The following is a 22,518-nucleotide window of genomic DNA, read 5'->3' on the forward strand; positions in this document are numbered from 1 at the left end:
TAGGCTGAGAATTACTCAGCCATGCTGTCAATAAGCGCCATTTCGTCACTAGTCAGTAGCTTTTCAATGTCCACTAAAATCAACATGCGGTCATTGAGTGTCCCTAAACCAGTGAGATATTGGGTGGATAACGTCACTGCAAAATCGGGCGGCGGTGCAATTTGCTCTTCATTGAGCACCAACACATCCGAAACGCCATCAACCACAATGCCAACCACTCGGTCTTTTAAATTCACAACAATCACAACGGTGTTATCGTTGTACACCACATTTTCATGAGAGAATTTCACCCGTAAATCAATGATTGGGATAATGACTCCGCGTAAGTTCGTAACCCCCTTGATAAAGTCAGGTGTATTTGCGATGCGAGTGACTTGCTCGTACCCCCGAATTTCCTGCACTTTTAAAATTTCAATGCCGTACTCTTCCTCACCTAAAGTGAAAATAAGGTAACCTTCGCCGTTTTTTTCTTCTTCGTGTTTATTTAAATCATCATCTAACATAGACATGGTATATGGCCTCTATTTAGTGCACGACAGGTTGGGAAACCTGATGTTTCTTTTTGATCAAAATGCTGTTATTCATTTTTTGCAGCTCAGCCACATCTAAAATCAATGCAACAGAACCGTCGCCCATAATCGTTGCAGCAGAAATACCTGGAATTTTTCGGTAGTTACTTTCGATATTTTTCACCACGACTTGTTGCTGTCCGACCAATTTGTCCACAAGCAATGCAAAACGGTGCCCCGCATTTTGAATAATAAGCACAATGCTGTTATCCAAATTGCGCTCCGCTTCTTCAATAGAAAAGACATGGTGTAGCTCGACCAATGGCAGATATTCACCGCGAACTAAAAGCATTTTTTCTTCACCCGCAAGGCGGTAAATATCTTCTTGTCGTGGTTGTAAAGTGCTGATGATGGCGCTTAAAGGCACGATAAAAACATCTTCTGCCACTTTTACTGACATTCCATCAAGAATGGCAAGGGTTAAAGGAAGTAAAATTCGAATGATAGTTCCTTTGCCTTCGGTGAAACCGATTTGGATACGGCCGCCCATATCTTGAATGTTCCTTTTCACCACATCCATCCCCACACCGCGACCCGATACATCAGTCACCACTTCTGCAGTGGAGAAGCCTGGTGCCATAATAAGCATCGCCACTTCATCGTTACTCATGCCATCATGCACATTCATCCCTTGAGAGCGGGCTTTAGCCAAAATACGCTCACGGTTTAGACCTGCCCCGTCATCACGCACCTCAATACAAATATTGCCGCTTTGATGTGCAGCTGCGAGAGTCAATGTCCCCGCTTCTGGTTTTCCATTTGCCACACGGACATCTGGTTTTTCAATACCATGGTCTAAGCTATTACGGACAAGGTGATTTAGCGGGTCGACAATGCGCTCTATCAGGCTCTTATCAAGTTCAGTCGAACTACCTTCCACTTTTAATTCAATTTTCTTGCCTAATTTAGAGGCAATATCACGCACCATGCGTGGGAAACGGCTGAAAACATAGTCCATTGGCATCATACGAATAGACATGACGGACTCTTGCAGGGCTCGCGAGTTACGCTCCAATTGAACAATAGAGCTCAGTAAATCACTGTATTCATTTTGATCAACGTGTTGGCTGTGCTGTGTCAGCATGGATTGGATAATTACTAACTCACCGACCAGGTTGATAAGTTGATCGACTTTTTCCACGGCAACACGAATACTGCTGGAGTCCCCTTTCGGTTTTGTTACTGCTGTTTTTTTCGAAGGGCTCGAAACCACGGTAGGGTTAACGACTTCTTTTGGAAGCACAATTTCCGCATCTTGAACGGCTTCAGGTTCACTTTTTCTTTCTGCTTGTGGCATAAAAGCTTGGCAATCAGCAAACGTGATAGCGTCTTGTGCAATTTGTGATTCATCCACCACAAAACACAGTACCCCACAAATATCCTCAATATCGGTATTTGTGCCTAACCATACTTGGAGGCTATCGGTCGATTTTTCCGTATGATATAAATGACCAAACAGTTCGAGCTCGTCGGCAAGTAAATCGACTTCGGTTTCTTTAAGTCCACTTAATGTGATTTTAAAGTAATGCGAAAATTCCCCTTTAGCGTCAATTTGTTGAATTTCTGACGTCACTTCTTCTACTTGTACAATGTCTTCAATAATAGACTCTGCCTCAATGACCTCTTCGGCATGGTTCTCAACACGACTAAGCACTTCACAAATTCGTCTAAATGACTCTTCATCGGGTAAAGAATCATTTTTGTAAGCATCGAGCTGCGAGGCCATAACATCTTTGGTATCCAAAAATACATCTATGATGTCAGGAGTGAGGGCCAACTCATCATGGCGTGCCTTATCGAGCAGGTTTTCCAGTGTGTGCGTGGTGTTTTGCAACTGAGTGAAACCAAAGGTTGCAGCACCTCCTTTTATTGAGTGCGCACTACGGAAAATGGCATTTAGCTGCTCGCTATCCGGGTCAAAAGGATCAAGCTCAAGTAAATGTTGTTCCATATCCCTGAGCAACTCGTCGGCTTCATCGAAAAATGTTTGATAAAACTCAGTAATATCCATGGTTTTTATCCAGTTTCGCTTAGGTTTCACTTAACGCTGACTGCCGGAAAATCCGGCAGGCAATAAAAAATCACAATGTATCTCTTCACAAACACAGTCTATTCATCGGCTTTTTTCTGTGTTTTCGCCGTCACTACAGTCTCAGTAGCTATCTTCGTAGCTGGTTTACCCAATACGTCAGAAATCGGTTTTGCTCCGTCGTATTCACGTAAAATTTGTTTCGTTTCCTCATCATTGAGAACAATGATGCTGATCCGTCGGTTAATTGGTGCAAGACCGTTGTTTTTATCTAAATGAATCGCTGATGCCATACCAACCACTCGTAAAACCTTGCTCTCATCCATTCCCCCACGAATTAACTCACGTCGCGAAGCATTTGCTCTGTCTGATGAAAGTTCCCAGTTGCTGTAATTCGCCCCGTTGGCATAAGATAAATCATCGGTATGGCCTGAAATGCTGATTCGGTTAGGTACATCATTTAGCAAAGGGGCAATGGCGCGTAAAATATCGCGCATGTAAGGTTCCACTATCGCAGAACCTACTTGAAACATCGGGCGGTTTTCACTATCGACAATTTGAATGCGCAGACCGTCATTAATCATGTCGATCAGTAAATGCGGTTTTAACTCATTTAGACGTGGGTCTTTTAAAATAGCCTGCTCAAGGGCTTCCTTAAGCTTTTCAAACCGATAACTGGCATTACCGTCAATAATATTAATCGGTTCAGGCATCACATCGCCCTCACGAAAAATGGGGTCTTTGCCGCCTCCCGGAATAGGGTTGGTCGCATCTCCACTTTTGGTACCAGGGTTAATTGCAGTACTAAGCGGAGTTCGAAAATATTCTGCAATTTGCGTGAGTTCTTGAGGACTTGAAATCGAAATCAGCCACATCACCAAAAAGAATGCCATCATCGCCGTCATAAAATCGGCATAAGCGATTTTCCACGAACCACCGTGGCCACCTTGATGATGAGAATTGCGTTTTTTGACTCGAATTACATGAGGGGTATTGGCTGCCATCCTAGTGTTACTCCTCGGTGGTTTCTTGTGAGCGAGCACCCACTTTTACTTCGCGAACTCTATCTTCAAGTTCAACGAATGACGGCCTATCAGCACTAAATAACACTTTACGACCAAACTCTACGGCAATTTGCGGCGCATACCCTTGTAATGCAGATAAGAATGTCACTTTGATACATTCCATCATTTTGAGCTGTTCGCTGCTGCGTAATCTAATCAGTGCTGCCAAGGGTAAAATAAATCCGTAAGCGACTAAAATACCTAAGAATGTTCCAACCATCGCATGGGCAATCAATGCGCCAAGTTCACCTGCTGGCCTATCAGCAGATCCCAACGCATTCACGACACCTAATACCGCCGCCACAATACCAAAAGCAGGCATGGAGTCACCGACCATATTTAGGCCAGATGCAGGAACTTCATTTTCTTGGCGGAATGTTTCGAGTTCTTCATCCATTAAGGCTTCAATTTCATGACTTTGTAAGTTACTGCTTACCATCAAACGCAAATAATCCACAATAAACATCATGGTGGATGCATCTTTGAGGATGCGAGGATATTGAGAAAAAATTTCGCTTTCTTGAGGATTTTCAATATCTTTTTCTAAGGCAAGTAACCCTTGTTGGCGAGATTTATTGAGCAATTGAAATAACAATGCCATCAAGTCCATTGACATCGTTTTATTGTAGGAAGAACGGCGGAATAGTTTCGGTAATACTTTACATAGGGCGATAATGGATTTGCCACTGTTACCCACGACAAATGCACCTAAACCAGCACCTAATATAATAACAAATTCAGCGGGTTGATATAGCGCGCCTAAATGGCCACCAACCATGAGATAACCGCCAATAACCGCTATTGTAACAATGATATACCCGATGAGTATTAACACAATATTCCCTTTCACTCCGTTGGTTAACAGATGGCAGTCAAAGGGAATATTAGGAGTAACAGGCAAAAACTTGCCTGTTGACCAAATCAATCCAATTACATTACCGCTTTCGTAATGCCATCCTGTCGATATAGCGTAATATCGGCGAGATGCTCGGAAAGTTTACGTTTTTTTATTGCTCGTGATGGCGGCTGACACAAACTACAAGTAAAACTATTTTCTGGGATGTGCGCATAAGTGATAAACGAACCATGGCAGCAGCTGCATTTTGAGCTTTGTAGCATGCCACTTTCAACAAAACGGACGAGGGTCCAAGCTCGTGTTAGTGCTAATAATGGCTCATCACCTGGCTCTGGAATACATTGTTCAAGATACAAACGGTAAGCTTTTAAGATGGCATCAACGCCTTGGCAATGTCCACTTTGCAGTAAAAATTGATAGGCGTTATAAAACATGGATGAATGAATATTCTGCTCCCATGTCATAAACCAATCTGTTGAGAACGGTAACATACCTTTTGGTGGCGGGCAGCCTCGAAGTTCTTTGTATAATCGAACTAAACGGCCGCGGCTAATTTGGGTTTCACTTTCTAACATTTGAAGGCGAGCGCCTAAAGAGATTAATTCCATGGCTAAGCGAATATCGTTCGCTTCTTGGACAATACTTTTTTCAGCTGCGGTACTCATCTTTTTCTCGCTATATCAGTGTCGCCTTCATTATGCGTTTGCAATAATCGGGTCGAAAGGAGGATACCTGTATGAATTTGTTGTAATTCATCAACCCTTGAGTCGCGGGTCAACTTTTCAATTGTGTCGCTATTCTCAAATCTAAACTGACAGATTAGCTGGTTTGTTTCTGCCAATTTGACCAATTGAGGAAGCGTAAGGTCTGCTAAAGTAGTTGCCATTGCATCAGAGATACCTAAGCGGAACATCGCAGAAGCTTTCTCTTGGGAGATGAGTTTTTGGGCTAATAGCAAATATGAGAGGTTAATATCGTATATATGCTTCAGAAAATCTGTCGTCGAGCTCATTTTTTTTCCTTTCCGAATATTTATCAACATCTGTGTGCAAAAAGAACAAATATGAATTTGAAAGTTTTGTGTGCCTAAAATTGGTTATTAGTAAAATTAATTAAACTGGATAAATGTATTCCATTACTTCCCATGTTTTCCGTTAATCAATACCCAGTTTGGAGTATAAAAACACAAATCTTCAAACTTAAATTAAATACATTTCCTGAATACCTACAAACAATAAAGAGTGACTAAAAATTTAGCACTTTCAGTAAAAGTCAGAATTTGCCGATGTCATTATTAGTCGTCAATTATTATGCACCACTAAATTAACTATTCAAGGTACTTATGTTTCTTTTTATCTCATTGGGATAATTATCCATTGATTCATTAAATAATCTTTATTATTTCTTTATCTTGTCTTTCCCTATCTAAAATATCCGCAACATTTTAGATCACCCTAAGCCAAATGACAGGATTTTAATCAAAGCCTTCACTCTTTATGTGTGATTTGAAAGCAAAAAAAACCAATCACAACATCAAAATCAAAATATTGATCCAAATCAATCTTTGGTATTGAGAAACTCAAAAATCTAATATAGATATTCCTCATTATCGGCTATTTGGGAATAAAACTTAATCATTAATTTTCAATAAGTTTAATGATGGCAATAGGCGTTATTCAAAATTATTCAATCCAGTTCAAAGAGAAAAAAGATATTATTTTGTCATACATATTATCTCCATATATATATGTTACATTAGAATCATTAAACTATGGTTATAATATGCTCATATGATAATATTAATAAAATTAATAAACTTTATAAAGCCTGTCAGTAATGAAACAAATATTTAGCTTAAATATATGTGTTATGTATTATTGGCCGATTTATATTTTTAGTAATTTTCTTGTTATTATTTTTTTAACTAAACACTTTCAATCAATTTATTTTTGTTTTTTTTATTAAAATAACTAAAAAATTAATTTTTTTAATAAAATGATCAACCTACAGGTAACCAAACCCAAGAACGCATCACGAAAAATCAAAGTTTCAATTGAGAACATTCTGTTTCTTATCAATTTTCCTATTCGCTTTATCTCATTCAAAATAAGAATAAAACAGTGCTGACATCTTGTATTTTAATTTGTATTTTTACTTAATTTGTTTAGGGTTTTACATTGGCACGTTAATAACATAATAACATAACGTTATTATAACTTTTGATTACTATATACTTTTATTTTAACAAATCCAGCTTAACGCTAATTTAACTTAAGTAAATTTGCTTAGTCGATGAACACATCTAACTGAAATGAGTTGATTTTAGTTAAAATAATTCAGTTAGCTTTTCGAGTACAAATTCAACAAAATGAAGTATGTCTACTGGAGTAAAAAGATTATAAGAATTGCGACTTTGTTCACATTTAGTTTCTTTATTTCCAAATAGTTTCTAAATAAAACTATGTTGTTATAGGTACATTTGCGCCTACAAGATCACAAAATGAACATCTTGATATCATCGAGCTCAATAAGCCATCTTACTCACCTATAATCTCGCTTATTCTGCATACAGGTTTGACTGAAGCTCTCTTAGATTTACTTTATACTAACGGCTTTTAATACCAACTATAAAAGGAAAGGTATGTTTACTTATTTTGCCAATGTTGAATTTGTTGAAGAAGAAGGTGCATTTGAAATCAATTTTTATGATTTTCCAGGTATTCAAGGTGTCACTTTTTGCAAAGATGATGTTGAATTGGAAGCCGAAGAGGTTTTACTGGCAACATTATCTGAATTAATAACGTCAAGAAAAGCAATTCCACTACCACAAGGACATACAGAAAATGCATTCCCAGTGTATTTGCCTATTTTAGTCTGCCTCAAAGTCGCGCTACATAATGCAATGTTAGACACTAAAACTTTACGTGTTGATTTAGCTAGAAAAATGAATATTAATGCGCAACAAATAGAACGCTTACTCGATGTTCACTACGCGTCAAAAATTGAGATGCTAGAACAGGCTTTATACCTATTAGGTTACGAAGCTAAAGTAACCGTGAAAAAAAGGTCGCAACAGGAATAGCATTACTTTCCTGTATTGCAACAGATTATTAATCTGGTTATTTTTGATTAGGTGGGTTATTTTGCTAACTTATCTTTTTTATTACCTTATTGGCTGTTTTAACAGGCTATTTATTTTTTTTGATCATTGCATTTTATCGATATTTATTCATTTCAGAAAAATACTGTTCAATCAATTTTCTTTTAATTTATTAGTTACACATTTATTTAACAAATAGCACTTTGATATACATTGCATATAATCAAGGCTCTCTTTGTGTTTTGATTATTCAACTTAGAGTCAGGTAAATCAGACTGGCTCAAAGCTTATCCAAGATGAATTTGAGTAAAAAATGGAAATTGTTTCGAAGGGAATAATAAATAGGCTTTTTTGCACCATAAAAAGCAATAAGCCACTGTTTAAAAGTGGCTTATTATACTGATAATACAGCTTAATTCTGGTGGGTTGTTGGGGGTTCGAACCCCAGACCGAGCGATTAAGAGTCGCCTACTCTGCCAACTGAGCTAACAACCCAGTGCAAAATATTTAACGCCTATCAATTGCTACAGTCAATATTATTCTGCTATTTTTATTGTGTAAGTTAATTTTTAGTATTGAATGTTAAATTAACGATAATGATAGATTGAATAAGCAGCACTTCGATTTCAACAAAGTAAGTTTTCCTTACTCTAATTGAGATTTATGTCACAATATTTCACGCAAACATAACCACACAAATAAAAAAATACTGTGGTCAATTATAACAAACTACTACGGACACTTTACAGTATGGAAGAAAATACAACTTCAAACCCAGCTCAGCACTCCGCTGATCGTAATCAGTTAAAACGAAGCCTTAGTAACCGCCATATTCAACTTATTGCAATTGGCGGCGCAATTGGAACGGGTCTATTCATGGGGTCAGGGAAAACCATCTCTCTTGCAGGGCCATCCATTATATTCGTATACATGATAATTGGCTTCGTGTTATTTTTTGTTATGCGAGCAATGGGTGAACTTCTACTCTCTAACCTTAACTATAAATCCTTCAGCGACTTTTCTGCTGACCTGATCGGACCATGGGCAGGTTTTTTCGTCGGCTGGACATATTGGTTTTGTTGGGTGATCACTGGCATCGCAGATATTATTGCCATTACCTCCTATGTCAGTTTCTGGGTACCCGATTTTCCTGAATGGGTGACTTCATTTATTTGTGTCATCACCTTACTCACACTAAATTTAGTGTCCGTTAAGCTTTTTGGTGAGCTTGAGTTTTGGTTTGCGATGATAAAAATTGTCGCCATTATTGCCTTAATTGCAGTAGGCGGAACGCTTATCGCGATGAATTTCCAATCGCCTACAGGCCATACTGCATCATTGAGTAACATTTGGAATGATGGTGGAATGTTCCCTATGGGAATAAGTGGTTTCTTTGCAGGCTTCCAAATTGCGATATTTGCATTTGTTGGGATTGAATTAGTCGGTACCGCAGCCGCTGAAACGCGCGATCCTGAAAAATCGCTACCAAAAGCCATCAATGCAATCCCAATTCGTATCATTGCCTTCTATGTTTTATCACTTATTGTGATTATGGCCGTAACACCTTGGCGGACAATTTTGGCGGATAAAAGCCCATTTGTTGAAATGTTTGTGTTAATCAGTCTTCCTGCGGCGGCCAGTATCGTTAACTTTGTGGTGCTAACGTCAGCCGCTTCATCCGCAAACAGTGGAGTATTTTCCACCAGCCGTATGTTATTTGGTTTGTCTAAAGAAGGTGATGCACCGAAGAAATTTAGCCAGTTATCGAAAAAAGCCGTGCCTGCAACAGGGTTAATTTTCACCTGTATATGCCTCAGTTTTGGTATTGTGCTTATCTATTTTATTCCTGATATCATGCATGCGTTCACCTTAGTGACTACAGTATCCGCCATCTTATTCATGTTTATTTGGAGCATGATTTTATATAGTTACCTCAACTTTCGTCGTAAGCGGCCAGAAATGCATAAAGCCTCCCATTATAAAATGCCTGCGGGGATTATTATGTCTTGGGTTAGCTTAGCATTTTTTGCTTTTATGATTGTCTTACTCGCATTCCAACACGATACAAGGCAAGCCTTAATCGCGACACCTATCTGGTTTATTGTGCTGCTTATTGGCTATCAAATTGTGAAACGTCGCAAAACACATTAAACACCATTTCGCTATCCACCAATAAAAAAGGCCGAACATATTTAACAGTTCGGCCTTCTTAATCGTTCATCTAATCACAAGATAACAACTATTACTTTGCTTTATATTCCGCTTCCGCTTGTTCGAAGCGTTCTTGTGCTTCTGCACTTGGCGCTTTGGTGATTAAACTCACCACTACAATCGCGATGGTAGCAAAGATAAAACCAGGAATAATTTCATACAATGCAAACCATTTGTATTGCATCCAAACTAATACAGTTATAGCGCCCACCAACATACCCGCCAGAGCACCTGTGCGTGTCATACGCTTCCAAAGCACAGACATCAAAACAACGGGACCAAACGCAGCGCCAAACCCCGCCCATGCATTGCTCACTAACCCTAATACTTTGTTATTTGGATCACGGGCAATATAAATAGCAATAGCCGCAACTATCAGCACCATAAAACGCCCGACCCACACTAACTCTTTTTGGCTCGCTGTTTTACGAATAAATGGCTTGTAGAGATCTTCGGTCAATGCACTTGCGCACACTAATAATTGGCAACTTAAGGTACTCATTACCGCGGCTAAAATTGCAGAAAGTAACACTCCCGCTACCCATGGATTAAATAATATTGCTGCTAATTCCATGAAAATACGTTCATTATTCTGCGTTACAGCCCCTGCAACACTCGGGTTCATTTCGAAATAACCGATACCAAAGAAGCCAACGGCAATAGTACCGCCTAAACATAACACCATCCACGTCATGCTAATACGCCTTGCGGAGTGGATTGTTTGGTGTGAATCTGCCGCCATAAAGCGTGCTAAAATATGAGGTTGCCCAAAATAGCCTAAACCCCAGCCAAGTAAAGACAGAATTGCAATAAAATTCATTCCCTTGAACATATCAAGGTATTCAGGATTTTTCGCTTTTATCACTTCGATAGAGGTATCTATGCCACCTATAGATAAAATAACGACAACTGGTGTAAGGATCAGGGCAAAAATCATTAACGAAGCTTGGACTGTATCTGTCCAGCTCACAGCTAAAAAGCCGCCTAAGAATGTATAAGCAATAGTGGCTAATGCCCCTAACCACATCGCTTTTTCGTAGCTAATATGGAATGTACTTTCGAACAATAATCCACCTGCAACAACACCTGATGCACAATAAATGGTGAAGAAAACTAAGATAACAATGGCAGAAATAATCCGTAAGATTTTACTATTGTCCTCAAAACGGCTGGTAAAATAATCTGGTAGTGTCAAGGCATTATTATTTTTTTCTGTTTGCAAACGTAGGCGGCCTGCTACGAATAACCAGTTAAAATAAGCCCCTAGTGTTAACCCGATTGCAATCCAACTTTCAGAAATACCTGCGATAAAAATCGCGCCAGGTAACCCCATCAATAACCAACCGCTCATGTCTGATGCACCCGCTGATAATGCGGTCACCACACTGCCTAAACTTCGTCCTCCGAGAATATAATCATCAAAGTTTTTTGTTGAGCGATAGGCTAAATAGCCAATTAATAACATGCCAGTAATATATACGATGAACGTGACAATCATCGGAGTGCTTACAGTCATCTATATTCTCCATTGAGTAGCTTAGTAGTGTAGTTATCTTTATATGAATTGCCGTTGATAACTTGTAACTTCATGGTGTTGCACTTTATTGCACATCTTTAATTTATCTTCGTGAACACCAAATAGGTTGTGATTGTTTGTGTTGCACTAACTTAATATCTCAGTGACTCCATCCTAGTCAGACTCATATTAAATTAACAAGAAATTAACTATTTTTTATTCCATAAATAGAATCCATATCACAAATGTTAAAATTTTAAGCCAAATTTCAAAATAATTGATTAATTATTCCCTTAATAACGGCATGGCCATAACCATATGAAAAATATATAGAATAAATAACCATAACTTTCATTAATATGATTAATCACCAAAAAACCCGACATGTTTCACATTTCCCTCAGAAATTTCACTTAACAATGTTGCACAAAGTTGCAACATTAAGATAATGTTGTGTAACTTTTCGATTATGACGACCTGTCAACTAGAGGAATTAAGATGAGTAGCACGACAACTATGGGTGTGAGACTTGATGAAGCAACTCGTGAACGCATTAAAAATGCCGCTCAACGACTGGATCGCACATCACACTGGCTTATCAAGCAAGCTATTTATAATTACCTAGAACAACTCGACAATAACCAAATCATTCCTGAGTTATCCGCCGGTATCGATGCAAAAGAAAATCAGACAGGAGAAGAAGACACCACAGTAGAATCTAATTATCAGCCATTTTTAGATTTTGCAGAGCATATTTTACCACAATCAGTAAAACGCTCTTCAATTACTTCCGCATATCGCATCCCAGAAACGCAAGCTGTACCAATGTTATTGCAACAAGCACAACTGCCAACTGAGCAGGCAGAGGCAGCGCATAAACTGGCTTACTCCATTGCAGAAAAATTACGCAATCAAAAAAATGGTGTAGGTCGTTCCGGGTTAGTACAAGGGTTGTTGCAAGAGTTTTCACTTTCGTCCCAAGAAGGTGTAGCATTAATGTGTTTAGCCGAAGCCTTATTGCGCATCCCTGATAAAGCCACTCGCGATGCATTAATTCGTGACAAAATCAGTAACGGAAATTGGCAATCTCACCTAGGGCAAAGCAGCTCAATGTTTGTGAATGCTGCAACGTGGGGCTTATTATTTACAGGTAAACTAGTTTCTACTCACAACGAAGCTAAACTGTCGACCTCATTAAACCGCATTATCAGTAAAAGTGGCGAGCCACTAGTACGTAAAGGCGTAGACATGGCGATGCGTTTGATGGGCGAGCAATTTGTTACAGGCGAAACCATTTCCCAAGCCTTAGCGAACGCACGTAAGTTAGAAGACAAAGGCTTTCGCTATTCCTATGATATGTTAGGAGAAGCTGCGTTAACAGAAAAAGACGCCCAAGATTACATGGTGTCATACCAACAAGCGATCCACGCTATCGGTAAAGCGTCAAATGGACGTGGTATTTATGAAGGCCCAGGTATTTCAATAAAACTATCAGCCCTGCACCCTCGCTATAGCCGTGCACAATATTCACGCGTTATGGATGAGCTATACCCACGCCTACTTTCTCTTGTATTACAAGCACATCAATATGACGTAGGGATTAATATTGATGCAGAAGAGGCTGATCGCTTAGAAATCTCATTAGATTTACTCGAAAAACTGTGTTTCGAGCCGCAACTTGCAGGCTGGAATGGAATTGGCTTTGTTATTCAAGCTTATCAAAAACGCTGTCCATTTGTGATTGATTACATTATCAATTTAGCAGAACGCAGCCAACGTCGTTTGATGATCCGTCTAGTTAAAGGTGCTTATTGGGATAGCGAAATTAAACGCGCACAAATTGATGGTTTAGAAGGTTATCCAGTCTATACCCGTAAGGTTTACACCGATGTTTCATACATTGCTTGTGCTCGCAAATTATTATCTGTACCAAATTTAATTTACCCACAATTCGCAACGCATAACGCACATACCCTCTCCGCTATCTACCAAATTGCAGGTAAAAATTACTACCCTGGCCAGTATGAGTTTCAATGTTTGCATGGGATGGGTGAACCACTGTATGAGCAAGTAGTCGGGAAAGTGGCAGATGGCAAACTTAATCGCCCATGCCGTATCTATGCCCCTGTTGGTACCCATGAAACGTTATTAGCTTATTTAGTTCGCCGCTTATTAGAAAATGGCGCAAATACTTCATTTGTTAACCGCATTGCTGATGCAACTATTCCGTTAGATGAATTAGTCGCAGATCCTGTGAAAGATGTACTTGAGCTATCTAAAACAGAAGGCCAAATCGGTTTACCCCACCCTAAAATCGCTCTCCCACGTGATTTATACGGGAATGAACGTGTTAACTCTATGGGCCTCGACCTATCGAATGAGCACCGTTTAGCTTCTTTATCAAGCGCACTACTCAGCGCTGCTATCCAGCCTAAACTAGCAGAGCCTTTATTGGGTGGCGAGTTCTCCACAAAAGATACGCTTCCAGAAGCTCAAGCAATCCTCAACCCTGCGTGCCATAAAGATATTGTCGGTCATGTTCGTGAAACGACAGAACAAGAAGCCGATCATGCGTTAAATATCGCCAATGACGCAGGCACAATTTGGTTTGCAACCCCACCATCAGAACGTGCCGCTATTTTATTACGCGCAGCCGATCTCATGGAACAGCAGTTGCAACCGCTACTCGATGTCTTAGTTCGTGAAGCTGGCAAAACCTATTCGAATGCCATCGCAGAAGTCCGTGAAGCGGTAGATTTCTTGAATTATTATGCGACACAAGTCAAAAATGACTTTGATAATAATACCCATCGTCCATTAGGACCTGTGGTATGTATCAGCCCTTGGAACTTCCCGCTGGCTATTTTCTCTGGGCAAATTGCTGCTGCACTCGCTGCGGGCAATACTGTACTAGCCAAGCCAGCAGAGCAAACACCACTTGTCGGTGCCATCGCCGTTTCAATTCTTCACCAAGCGGGTATTCCTCGTGATGTATTGCAATTTTTACCTGGTAAAGGAGAAACTATCGGAGCCCAGTTAGTCGGTGATAAACGCGTTCGTGGCGTCATGTTTACGGGTTCAACGGAAGTCGCGGGGTTATTACAGCGTAATATTGCTGGTCGCTTAGATGCCCAAGGCCGCCCTACCCCGTTAATCGCAGAAACTGGCGGATTAAACGCCATGATTGTCGACTCCTCCGCATTAACAGAGCAAGTCGTCACAGATGTGGTTGCTTCTGCATTTGATAGTGCAGGCCAACGCTGCTCCGCATTACGTATACTTTGTGTTCAAGAAGATGTTGCCGATAGAACCATACGTATGTTGAAAGGCGCTATGGAAGAATGTCGCATGGGGAACCCAGAACACCTTTCCACCGATATCGGCCCAGTGATTGACCGTGAGGCGAAAGATAATATTGATCAACATATTCAACAAATGCGTAGCAAAGGAAAACCTATTTTCCAAGCGGCATTTGATCATTCCGATGATACAAAAGAACAACACGAAGGCACTTATGTTAAGCCAACATTAATTGAGTTGGAAAACATTAGCGAGCTGAAAAGAGAAATTTTTGGCCCTGTTCTTCATGTGGTTCGTTTCAAACGTGATGAACTTGATATGCTCGTTGATCAAATCAATGCAGCGGGTTACGGCTTAACTTTAGGTGTTCATACCCGTATTGATGAAACCATCAACCAAGTCGTCAGCAAAGCTAAAGTTGGCAACTTATATGTCAACCGAAATATGGTTGGCGCAGTGGTCGGCGTGCAACCATTTGGTGGCGAAGGGTTATCAGGTACTGGACCAAAAGCGGGCGGGCCGTTATATCTCTACCGTTTATTAAGTGAACGTCCAGAGAGTGCGGTGACGAATACGCTTGCACGTCAAGATGAACACTTACCAATGGATGCTAGTGCACGAGCCGAATTACTTACACCTTTCGATGCCTTTACTGCATGGGTAGAAAAACAGCAGGCACCTGTTGATCAATCCGTTCTTGAACAATTTACGCGTTATACTCAAGCAGGGACTACTCGACTTTTACCTGGCCCTACGGGTGAAAAAAATACCTATACATTACGTCCTCGTGGCCTGGTTTTATGTATTAGTGACAATGAAAATGACTGCTTAATTCAACTTGCAGCGGTTCTAGCGGCAGGTTGCCAATCCCTTTGGCCTGATAGCGAAACTCACCAAAAACTATTTAAACTGCTTCCTGAGAAAGTCCGAAAAACCATCTCAATCACCAAGCAATGGCAGGGTTCTAAAGAGACAATTGAAGGTGTTATTTACCATGGGGATAGCGATCAGTTAAAAGAAGTTTGTGCAGTTATCGCTGAACGTAAAGGGCCAATTATCTCTGTTCAAGGTTTTGAGCGTGGCGATACGAACTTATTAATAGAACGACTTGTTCACGAACGTTCATTGAGTGTCAATACCGCTGCAGCGGGAGGGAATGCAAGCTTGATGACCATCGGTTAAATACAATAAGGCCTGATTTCATGAATAATTGAAGTCAGGCCTCTTCATTTTTCTTTTCAATGATTTTCATATAATTAATCTTCGTATTCTATTCAGATTTGATATTTATTTTGAACCGCTAAAAACGCAAAAGGTGCCCATAGGACACCAATTCATTAATGAATAGATATTGATTAACCACAAAGTAGGTTATCTACTCTATTCTTATTACTGCACTTTTTCTGATTCCCAGAATAAATATTGTTCATATTTACGTAATGCAATATTGTAATTACTAAATGCTGAGTCTGTCATTTTTTCGCTTAATTGTTCTTGAACTTTACTTGCAGTAAATTCTTTCATTGAAAAATTAGAAGAAGATAACAACTCATCTAAGCGGCGTAAGCGAACAACATACTCACGAACGGTACTGTGGCTCATCTCAGTCTGTAAGAATAAATACTGTTTAAATGACATAATATCAAAATAATCAGTATTGCTATTGCAGTAAATCTCACTACAAAAACGACAAAGTGCAGTAAATTTACCTTGCAGCTCTCCCCAAGTTCCTTCATCAACCAATTCGGTCATATCAGCGATAGCTTCTTTATTTAAGATGTCATCGTTGAAAACCAAAGAGATACGATCAAGAGTTTTGTGGCAATGTGCACAATGAGTTTGGCTGTGTTTAAAATCTTTGATGTAACGACTCAGAGGCCGTTTCTTTACAATAGAAGCAGACATAATGGTAAAGCCCTGTGTGTAAGTCTAAAAATAAAATTGTAACAAGATAAACCGAGTTACATACTTGTTATGCCCATAGCATTAATAGAATGTCTGCTATGTTGCATTTAAATACGGGTAAACCCGTATATTATTTTCTCACTTTTTCTTTAGGAGAATGATCCTCCTAAGAATGTAATGTAAGAAAAATTATTGCCCTTTATGAAAAATATTTTACCCCGTCTATCGCTCTTTGGCGAATTTCCAAGGTGAGTCAATTTTGGTACGAATTTGATTTAGCGTCAACCTAATTAACTTAAATTTTGTTAACTCTATACACATAGCGTTAACGAACCTTATAAAGGCAATTATTCATTAGACAGACCAAAGGCTCAGACTTTACCTGATTATCCTATCTTCGTACAAAGAAAATTTGATTTAAAAATCAATATTATAGCTATTCAAAGATTTAATTGATAAATATGTGAAGCTGCTCACCTTTTTCATCTATTATTGCATCTTAAATGTACAGATATTAATGCTTAAAATATCTCATAGTTTAGCGTTATTCAATTTCCGTAAACTTTTCATTACATTTTATAACTATTTTTAAACACTCAACCCTATATACAAAAATGTTATAAATAGCATTAAAAGTGTTATATGGGTTTTAATTGACTTTATTTCGTTCTATATCACACTTTCAGGGGCTTATTTTCTAATGAGAAATAACTTTACAGAAATTACCCATTTCAACTTAATGCCAATCTTTACCCTTTTAGTTTTATCTTAATCGAGGGAGTATTACACTAATAATGAATGTACCCTTTTAAACAGCGGTTAATACTGTGATTTTTAATGAGTTCCCCATAAATAATATATAATCCAACTACCCATGCCTCATATTGCAATATTATTCACTAACATAGTTATTTTTATAATTACTAATTAAGATATTATTTTAGGATTAGTTACATTTGATATTAAAAACTTCTCTTATATACTTCATTTGCTATATAAATAAATAATTTTAATAAGGTTGATTATGAAAAAGTTAATTTTAGCTTGTGGTATGGGTTTATTGGCACTGACAATCACTGCTTGTTCAGAAGAAGAGAAAAAAGGTGAAGTTGCTGGTGCAACTGAAACTTGTAATGCTTACTTCGCTGAAGTTGATAGCTTAATTGCTAAAGCTTCAGAAAACCCACAAGCAAAAGCTCAGTTAGATGCGATGAAAGGTCAACTGGAAGAAGGTAAAAAACAAGTTGCCGCATTACCTAAAGATCAGCAAGATAAAGCTTGCCAACAAGGTATTGATGCAATGAAACAAATGAAAACGGCTTTAGGTCTGTAATCGCTTAGATTATTTCAGAGTACTGCAATTTTCCAAGAAAGGGCCCATTTGTGGCTCTTTTTTATACAAAAAAAAGACCATATAAACAAATACTTAAAGACTCATTCGCCTTACCCATAGGTTTTTGCAAGCTCATATCTCCTCTAGCTTATAGAATTAAAAAACGAAAAAACTAAGGATTATATAATGAGCTTATATGTCAGCACTGTCGTTAAAAAACCCTTTTCACTCAGTAGATTCATAAAAACATGCAGTAAATTTCACCACTTAATCAAAAATATTAAAAACACCAATACTGCATGTATTGAACTCAGTTTTAATCATAAACATATCGAGTTAGATACACATAATCTACTCAACAATCTTAAAGTTAGTATTTCATCGGGAACTGACTATAAAACTTTTGAAGCTGCAGAAAAAACACTTCAAATATCCAGTATGATCAATAGTGTGATTGATCAAGTCCAAGCCACCTTTCTGGCTAACGCCAAAAAAAATCAAGCTGTTATAAATTCAAAAGATAGATTAACCATTTTTAAAAATGCCCAAAGCGATTGTGACCTCCAAGAGTCAGATATACAAATCGATGCAGCACAACCTTTTACTAAGCAACTTCTTCAAAATGATCCAAAAGTAAAAGAAGCAACCCAGTATTTAAAACTGAATCCAAAAAGCATCGACTTAAGTAGTGTAAATGCTGATAGCAAGGCAACAACAAAATATGTTGTAGAACAGCTAAATGACATTGCCTGCAAGAATCTTTACCCTGATATTGATTTTAGTAAAATTAGAGAAAGCGCAGCACAAAGCACACGCCATATATTAGAAAATAAACTATCCAAATATCATTGCAAAAAAATTGATTACTACATCTTAAGAACAGAAGGAACAGCGGTATAATGCAAAAAGGAGAACCTTCCTTGGTTCTTCTTTTTATTAATTTATCAATATGTTATAGCCATGTACCAAAGCGCTTGATATAAAATTGTTTCATCAATTGTGCGACAATACAGTAACTTACTAATGTTAACGCTAACCAAGGGAAATACTCAATTGGTAATGGTTGTAACCCAATCATGGTTCCAAATGATGAAAACGGGATATATAAGCCTAATGCCATAATTAACCCCGTTGTTAACATCACAGGTAGTGCCGCCGTGCTTTGAATAAAGGGTATTTTTTGTGTTCTTAACATATGAACAACCAAGGTTTGTGATAATAACCCTTCAACAAACCAACCTGATTGGAACAATGCTTCATGAGCCACACTATTTGCTTGGAATACATACCACATCAAAGCAAACGTGGTGATATCGAAGATAGAAGAGGTTGGCCCGATCCAAATCATAAAGCGACCAATGTTTTTCGCATCCCATTTACGAGGGCGTTTTAAGAACTCTTTATCCATTTTGTCCCAAGGTAATGCCAGTTGGGAAATATCGTACAGCAAATTTTGTACGAGCAAATGAATTGCTAACATGGGTAAGAACGGAATAAATGCACTAGCAATTAATACAGAGAACACATTCCCGAAGTTAGAGCTCGCTGTCATATTCAGGTATTTGATAATATTACCAAAAGTTTCCCGTCCTTTAATCACTCCCTGCTCTAATACCATCAAATCTTTTTCCAGTAAGATGATATCCGCTGATTCTTTTGCGATATCAGTACCCGTATCAACGGAAATTCCCACATCAGCATCACGAAGCGCTGGCGCATCATTAATTCCGTCCCCTAAAAAGCCGACAGTATGTCCATTTGCCTGTAATCTTTTTAAAATTCGGGATTTTTGCAATGGCGTCAGCTTACAAAAGACAGAAACCTGCTCAACTTTTTGGCTCAACTCTTCATCAGACAACGCTTCAACTTCCAAACCCGTCATGATTTCACTGATATTTAGCCCAACATCATGGCAGATTTTTTCCGTAATGATGGCATTATCGCCAGTCAATACTTTGACGGTGACACCATTTTCACGCAACGCCGCGATTGCAGAAATCGCACTTTCTTTAGCAGGATCCAAGAAAGTTAAAATACCTTGGAGCTCAAGTTGTTGCTCCGCTTGAGCAGATAATGGCAGGCTAGCTTCATGTTCATTTAATGCTCGCGTCGCTAGCAACAGTACCCGAAATCCTTGTCGGTTGTAATCACTCACTAACTCTGTGACTCTTGCTCTCGCTTGCTCATCTAAAACCTGAGATTCACCATTTTGTTGATAACTTTGACAAACAGCGAGCATTTCTTCAGCAGCACCTTTACAGATAAGTAACGCATTTCCCTCTGGCGTCCTTACCGTTACCGATAATTTTCGTCGGATAAAATCGAATGGCAACTCATCAATTTTCTGGAATGCTTTTAATTGTTCAACCTCACTATTCCCTCTTCCACGGCGAATAATGGCCTGATCCATCATATTTTTAGCACCACTTTGATGAAAACTATTCAGCCACGCGAGTTGCAGAATTTTACTATTTTTCTCACCATGACTATCAAGGTAATGTTCTAAAATGATCCTATCTTGCGTTAACGTTCCCGTTTTATCTGTGCAAAGAACATCCATTGCGCCAAAGTTTTGGATAGCATTCAACCTTTTGACAATCACTTTGTGCTTAGACATTGCAATTGCCCCTTTCGCCAAGTTTGAACTGACGATCATTGGAAGCATTTCAGGGGTTAACCCTACAGCAACAGCTAAAGAAAACAGCGTTGCTTCGAACCAATCACCTTTTGTAAATCCATTAATCAATAAGACAATTGGAACCATAACTAACATAAAACGGATCAATAGCCAGCTGACACTATTTACCCCCTTGTCAAAAGAGGTTTGTGCTCGACTACCAACGATTGATTTTGCTAGCGAGCCTAAATAGGTTTTCCCACCCGTTGCCACCACAATACCGCGAGCCGTTCCGCTGGTGACGTTAGTACCCATTAAGCAAATATTTGATATTTCAAGTAATTCATTTTCAGTGGGCGATACAGGATCAAGGTTTTTGGCGGAAACATCCCCTAATGTGTCATATTTCTCTACAGGGATAGATTCACCAGTTAAAATCGCTTGGCTAATAAATAAGTCTCTCGATTCAACGAGTTTTAAATCGGCGGGAACCATATCTCCAGCGGATAAAAGAACAATATCCCCAGGGACTAGGCATTTAATTGGAACTTCTTTACGAATTGAACGCCCTGTTTTATTGTCCCGACGAAACACCGTTGCGGTCGTTCTAACCAAAGATTTGAGCGCTTCAGCGGCTTTATTCGTCCGATATTCCTGCCAAAAACGCAATAAACCACTTAGCAGAACCATCGTAACAATAATGATAACACCCGTTAAATCTGTCTCTTCTCCTTGACGCTCAGGGATCAGATAGTCCGTGAAAAAGCTGACTAACGCCAACACAATCAGAACAAAAATAAATGGGTTTTTAAATGATGAAAGCAGCTGCTTCCAAGCAGGAGGGGCTTTTTCATGAGCAACCTCATTTTCCCCCTCAGTTACTAAGCGATCCATCGCTTCATTGTCTGCTAGGCCTAATAAATTGGTTTGATACTCATTTAGCACTTGCTCAATATTTTTACTCGCTTGCTCGCCAACAATAAATTTTTGCCGTGCAGGCGCTTTAACGCTTTTGCGTTGGTGTCTTATTTCAGTCATAACGTTGTCTCTAATACAACACTTGTGTATTTTTACGCTATCCAACTGAAAATAAGGCTATTATATCAGTTGGATAGCTCCAAGTTTCGTCTCCATGACGGAGGGTGATCGTCCATTTCGGCTCCTATAGTGAGTTAATTGTTTGCATTCAAGCCGGAAGCTCTGATGCCACTTTCCAATTGATAGCACTTACGCTTTGCTCAAGACTGATTCTACAAACTAATGCTTCAATCTCTTTTTGCTCAGCGGGTGTTGCCAAAAATTCAGCACAAACCTCAAGTTGTTCTGTTTTTAATGTGTCAGCACTACTTAACGATTGCAGTCGAATGTGTAACCCATTAATAGCTTGTAAAATAAGGGTTCTAACTAAAATCTCGTCTTCTTGATGGCACATAACGCGGATTTTATAACGTTGTTCAACATCTAAGGCTTGAACTTGAGGCTGCTTATTGATGCGAGAAGCAGCTTCTCGCAATAAAATATTTGCACATAAAATCAATAAGGTAGCCATCAATGCGAGTGAATATTGCCCCAACCCGCATAACACGCCAATCCCAGCAGAACACCATAACGTTGCCGCTGTATTCAAGCCTCGAATATTCATGCCTTCACGCATGATGACACCCGCGCCCAGAAAACCGATCCCTGAAACCACTTGTGCAGCAATACGGCCAGGGCTATCAGGTGATGTCGTGACAGAACTTAAAATAAAAACAGCAGCACCCGTTGCAACTAATGCGTTGGTTCTCAGCCCCGCCATACGTTGACGCCATTGGCGCTCAGCACCAATTAAGGCACCGAGGCACATTGCCGAGACAAGATTTAAAATATCAGGAGTAAAAAGCATAATAATTCCTCCAAAAAATAATTTGGATAATCTTTTATATGCTTAATAAAAAGCACATAGCCATAATTTGAATCAATAAAGATTCAAGAATAATTAGCTATTGCCTGGAGGAAATAGAGAATAAAAATATACA

Annotated in this window: 15 protein-coding genes and 1 tRNA gene; 5 read left to right on the forward strand and 11 right to left on the reverse strand. The window is 39.0% G+C overall.

Annotated elements, in window-relative coordinates; translation table 11 throughout:
- Positions 1-11: 11 nt before the first annotated feature.
- The 6 genes from cheW to flhD form a co-directional block, all read right to left on the reverse strand.
- Positions 12-509, reverse strand: coding sequence for a chemotaxis protein CheW (cheW, locus tag AABS66_RS07980; RefSeq protein ID WP_004909833.1), 498 nt, complete (start codon positions 507-509; stop codon positions 12-14).
- A gap of 16 nt (positions 510-525) precedes the next feature.
- Entirely contained in the window at positions 526-2,580 is a 2,055-nt protein-coding gene (cheA, locus tag AABS66_RS07985; protein WP_430224750.1) for a chemotaxis protein CheA, read from the reverse strand.
- Positions 2,581-2,678: 98 nt separating this feature from the next.
- A complete protein-coding gene (gene motB, locus AABS66_RS07990) occupies positions 2,679-3,602 on the reverse strand; it encodes a flagellar motor protein MotB (RefSeq protein WP_430224751.1) in 924 nt (307 codons plus the stop codon).
- A 7-nt stretch (positions 3,603-3,609) separates the two neighbouring features.
- Entirely contained in the window at positions 3,610-4,497 is an 888-nt protein-coding gene (gene motA / locus AABS66_RS07995; RefSeq protein ID WP_206083831.1) for a flagellar motor stator protein MotA, read from the reverse strand.
- A 95-nt stretch (positions 4,498-4,592) separates the two neighbouring features.
- A complete protein-coding gene (gene flhC, locus AABS66_RS08000; RefSeq protein WP_206083830.1) occupies positions 4,593-5,183 on the reverse strand; it encodes a flagellar transcriptional regulator FlhC in 591 nt (196 codons plus the stop codon).
- Positions 5,180-5,530 (reverse strand): flagellar transcriptional regulator FlhD, encoded by a 351-nt coding sequence (gene flhD / locus AABS66_RS08005; protein WP_206083829.1) that lies wholly within the window; start codon positions 5,528-5,530, stop codon positions 5,180-5,182. The genes flhC and flhD overlap by 4 nt, the downstream gene beginning before the upstream one ends.
- Before the next feature lie 1,629 nt (positions 5,531-7,159).
- On the opposite strand from flhD, the gene AABS66_RS08010 reads away from it, so the two are divergent.
- The gene (locus AABS66_RS08010; protein ID WP_206083828.1) at positions 7,160-7,600 is read left to right on the forward strand and encodes a hypothetical protein; all 441 of its coding nucleotides are present in this window, start codon (positions 7,160-7,162) and stop codon (positions 7,598-7,600) included.
- A gap of 437 nt (positions 7,601-8,037) precedes the next feature.
- On the opposite strand, the gene AABS66_RS08015 is transcribed toward AABS66_RS08010, so the two are convergent.
- Positions 8,038-8,113 (reverse strand) — tRNA-Lys (locus AABS66_RS08015).
- Positions 8,114-8,368: 255 nt separating this feature from the next.
- Here AABS66_RS08015 and cycA point away from each other — a divergent pair.
- Positions 8,369-9,769 (forward strand): D-serine/D-alanine/glycine transporter, encoded by a 1,401-nt coding sequence (cycA, locus tag AABS66_RS08020; protein ID WP_206086742.1) that lies wholly within the window; start codon positions 8,369-8,371, stop codon positions 9,767-9,769.
- 91 nt (positions 9,770-9,860) lie between these two features.
- Here cycA and putP read toward each other — a convergent pair whose 3' ends face one another.
- On the reverse strand, positions 9,861-11,345 hold the full coding sequence (gene putP, locus AABS66_RS08025) for a sodium/proline symporter PutP (protein WP_430224752.1): 1,485 nt from the start codon (positions 11,343-11,345) through the stop codon (positions 9,861-9,863).
- Between the two features lie 498 nt (positions 11,346-11,843).
- Between putP and putA the strand changes: the two genes are divergently transcribed.
- A complete protein-coding gene (putA, locus tag AABS66_RS08030) occupies positions 11,844-15,827 on the forward strand; it encodes a trifunctional transcriptional regulator/proline dehydrogenase/L-glutamate gamma-semialdehyde dehydrogenase (RefSeq protein ID WP_430224753.1) in 3,984 nt (1,327 codons plus the stop codon).
- Positions 15,828-16,034: 207 nt separating this feature from the next.
- On the opposite strand, the gene fliZ is transcribed toward putA, so the two are convergent.
- Positions 16,035-16,550 carry a flagella biosynthesis regulatory protein FliZ gene (gene fliZ / locus AABS66_RS08035; RefSeq protein ID WP_206086740.1) on the reverse strand — a complete coding sequence of 172 codons (516 nt, stop codon included), beginning with the start codon at positions 16,548-16,550 and terminating at the stop codon, positions 16,035-16,037.
- Between the two features lie 1,024 nt (positions 16,551-17,574).
- Between fliZ and AABS66_RS08040 the strand changes: the two genes are divergently transcribed.
- Positions 17,575-17,883 carry a DUF5339 domain-containing protein gene (locus tag AABS66_RS08040; protein WP_102139566.1) on the forward strand — a complete coding sequence of 103 codons (309 nt, stop codon included), beginning with the start codon at positions 17,575-17,577 and terminating at the stop codon, positions 17,881-17,883.
- A 186-nt stretch (positions 17,884-18,069) separates the two neighbouring features.
- Entirely contained in the window at positions 18,070-18,783 is a 714-nt protein-coding gene (locus tag AABS66_RS08045; RefSeq protein ID WP_430224754.1) for a hypothetical protein, read from the forward strand.
- 52 nt (positions 18,784-18,835) lie between these two features.
- Here the strand turns inward: AABS66_RS08045 and mgtA are convergent, their stop codons facing one another.
- A complete protein-coding gene (gene mgtA / locus AABS66_RS08050; protein WP_206086738.1) occupies positions 18,836-21,538 on the reverse strand; it encodes a magnesium-translocating P-type ATPase in 2,703 nt (900 codons plus the stop codon).
- 148 nt (positions 21,539-21,686) lie between these two features.
- Positions 21,687-22,385: an MgtC family protein gene (locus tag AABS66_RS08055; protein ID WP_219249123.1), complete on the reverse strand. Its 699-nt coding sequence runs from the start codon at positions 22,383-22,385 to the stop codon at positions 21,687-21,689.
- Positions 22,386-22,518 lie beyond the last annotated feature (133 nt).

Source organism: Providencia sp. SP181 (genome assembly GCF_050446505.1).
In the GTDB taxonomy this organism is placed as follows: domain Bacteria; phylum Pseudomonadota; class Gammaproteobacteria; order Enterobacterales; family Enterobacteriaceae; genus Providencia; species Providencia vermicola.

What these genes read in the sequence shown, in the direction of transcription:
- flhD (WP_206083829.1), bottom strand. Translation starts at nt 5,530, where the DNA reads ATGAGCTCGACGACAGATTTTCTGAAGCATATATACGATATTAACCTC.
- flhC (WP_206083830.1), bottom strand. Translation starts at nt 5,183, where the DNA reads ATGAGTACCGCAGCTGAAAAAAGTATTGTCCAAGAAGCGAACGATATT.
- AABS66_RS08045 (WP_430224754.1), top strand. Translation starts at nt 18,070, where the DNA reads ATGAGCTTATATGTCAGCACTGTCGTTAAAAAACCCTTTTCACTCAGT.
- AABS66_RS08055 (WP_219249123.1), bottom strand. Translation starts at nt 22,385, where the DNA reads ATGCTTTTTACTCCTGATATTTTAAATCTTGTCTCGGCAATGTGCCTC.
- putP (WP_430224752.1), bottom strand. Translation starts at nt 11,345, where the DNA reads ATGACTGTAAGCACTCCGATGATTGTCACGTTCATCGTATATATTACT.
- AABS66_RS08010 (WP_206083828.1), top strand. Translation starts at nt 7,160, where the DNA reads ATGTTTACTTATTTTGCCAATGTTGAATTTGTTGAAGAAGAAGGTGCA.
- AABS66_RS08040 (WP_102139566.1), top strand. Translation starts at nt 17,575, where the DNA reads ATGAAAAAGTTAATTTTAGCTTGTGGTATGGGTTTATTGGCACTGACA.
- putA (WP_430224753.1), top strand. Translation starts at nt 11,844, where the DNA reads ATGAGTAGCACGACAACTATGGGTGTGAGACTTGATGAAGCAACTCGT.
- cycA (WP_206086742.1), top strand. Translation starts at nt 8,369, where the DNA reads ATGGAAGAAAATACAACTTCAAACCCAGCTCAGCACTCCGCTGATCGT.
- motB (WP_430224751.1), bottom strand. Translation starts at nt 3,602, where the DNA reads ATGGCAGCCAATACCCCTCATGTAATTCGAGTCAAAAAACGCAATTCT.
- cheA (WP_430224750.1), bottom strand. Translation starts at nt 2,580, where the DNA reads ATGGATATTACTGAGTTTTATCAAACATTTTTCGATGAAGCCGACGAG.
- cheW (WP_004909833.1), bottom strand. Translation starts at nt 509, where the DNA reads ATGTCTATGTTAGATGATGATTTAAATAAACACGAAGAAGAAAAAAAC.
- mgtA (WP_206086738.1), bottom strand. Translation starts at nt 21,538, where the DNA reads ATGACTGAAATAAGACACCAACGCAAAAGCGTTAAAGCGCCTGCACGG.
- fliZ (WP_206086740.1), bottom strand. Translation starts at nt 16,550, where the DNA reads ATGTCTGCTTCTATTGTAAAGAAACGGCCTCTGAGTCGTTACATCAAA.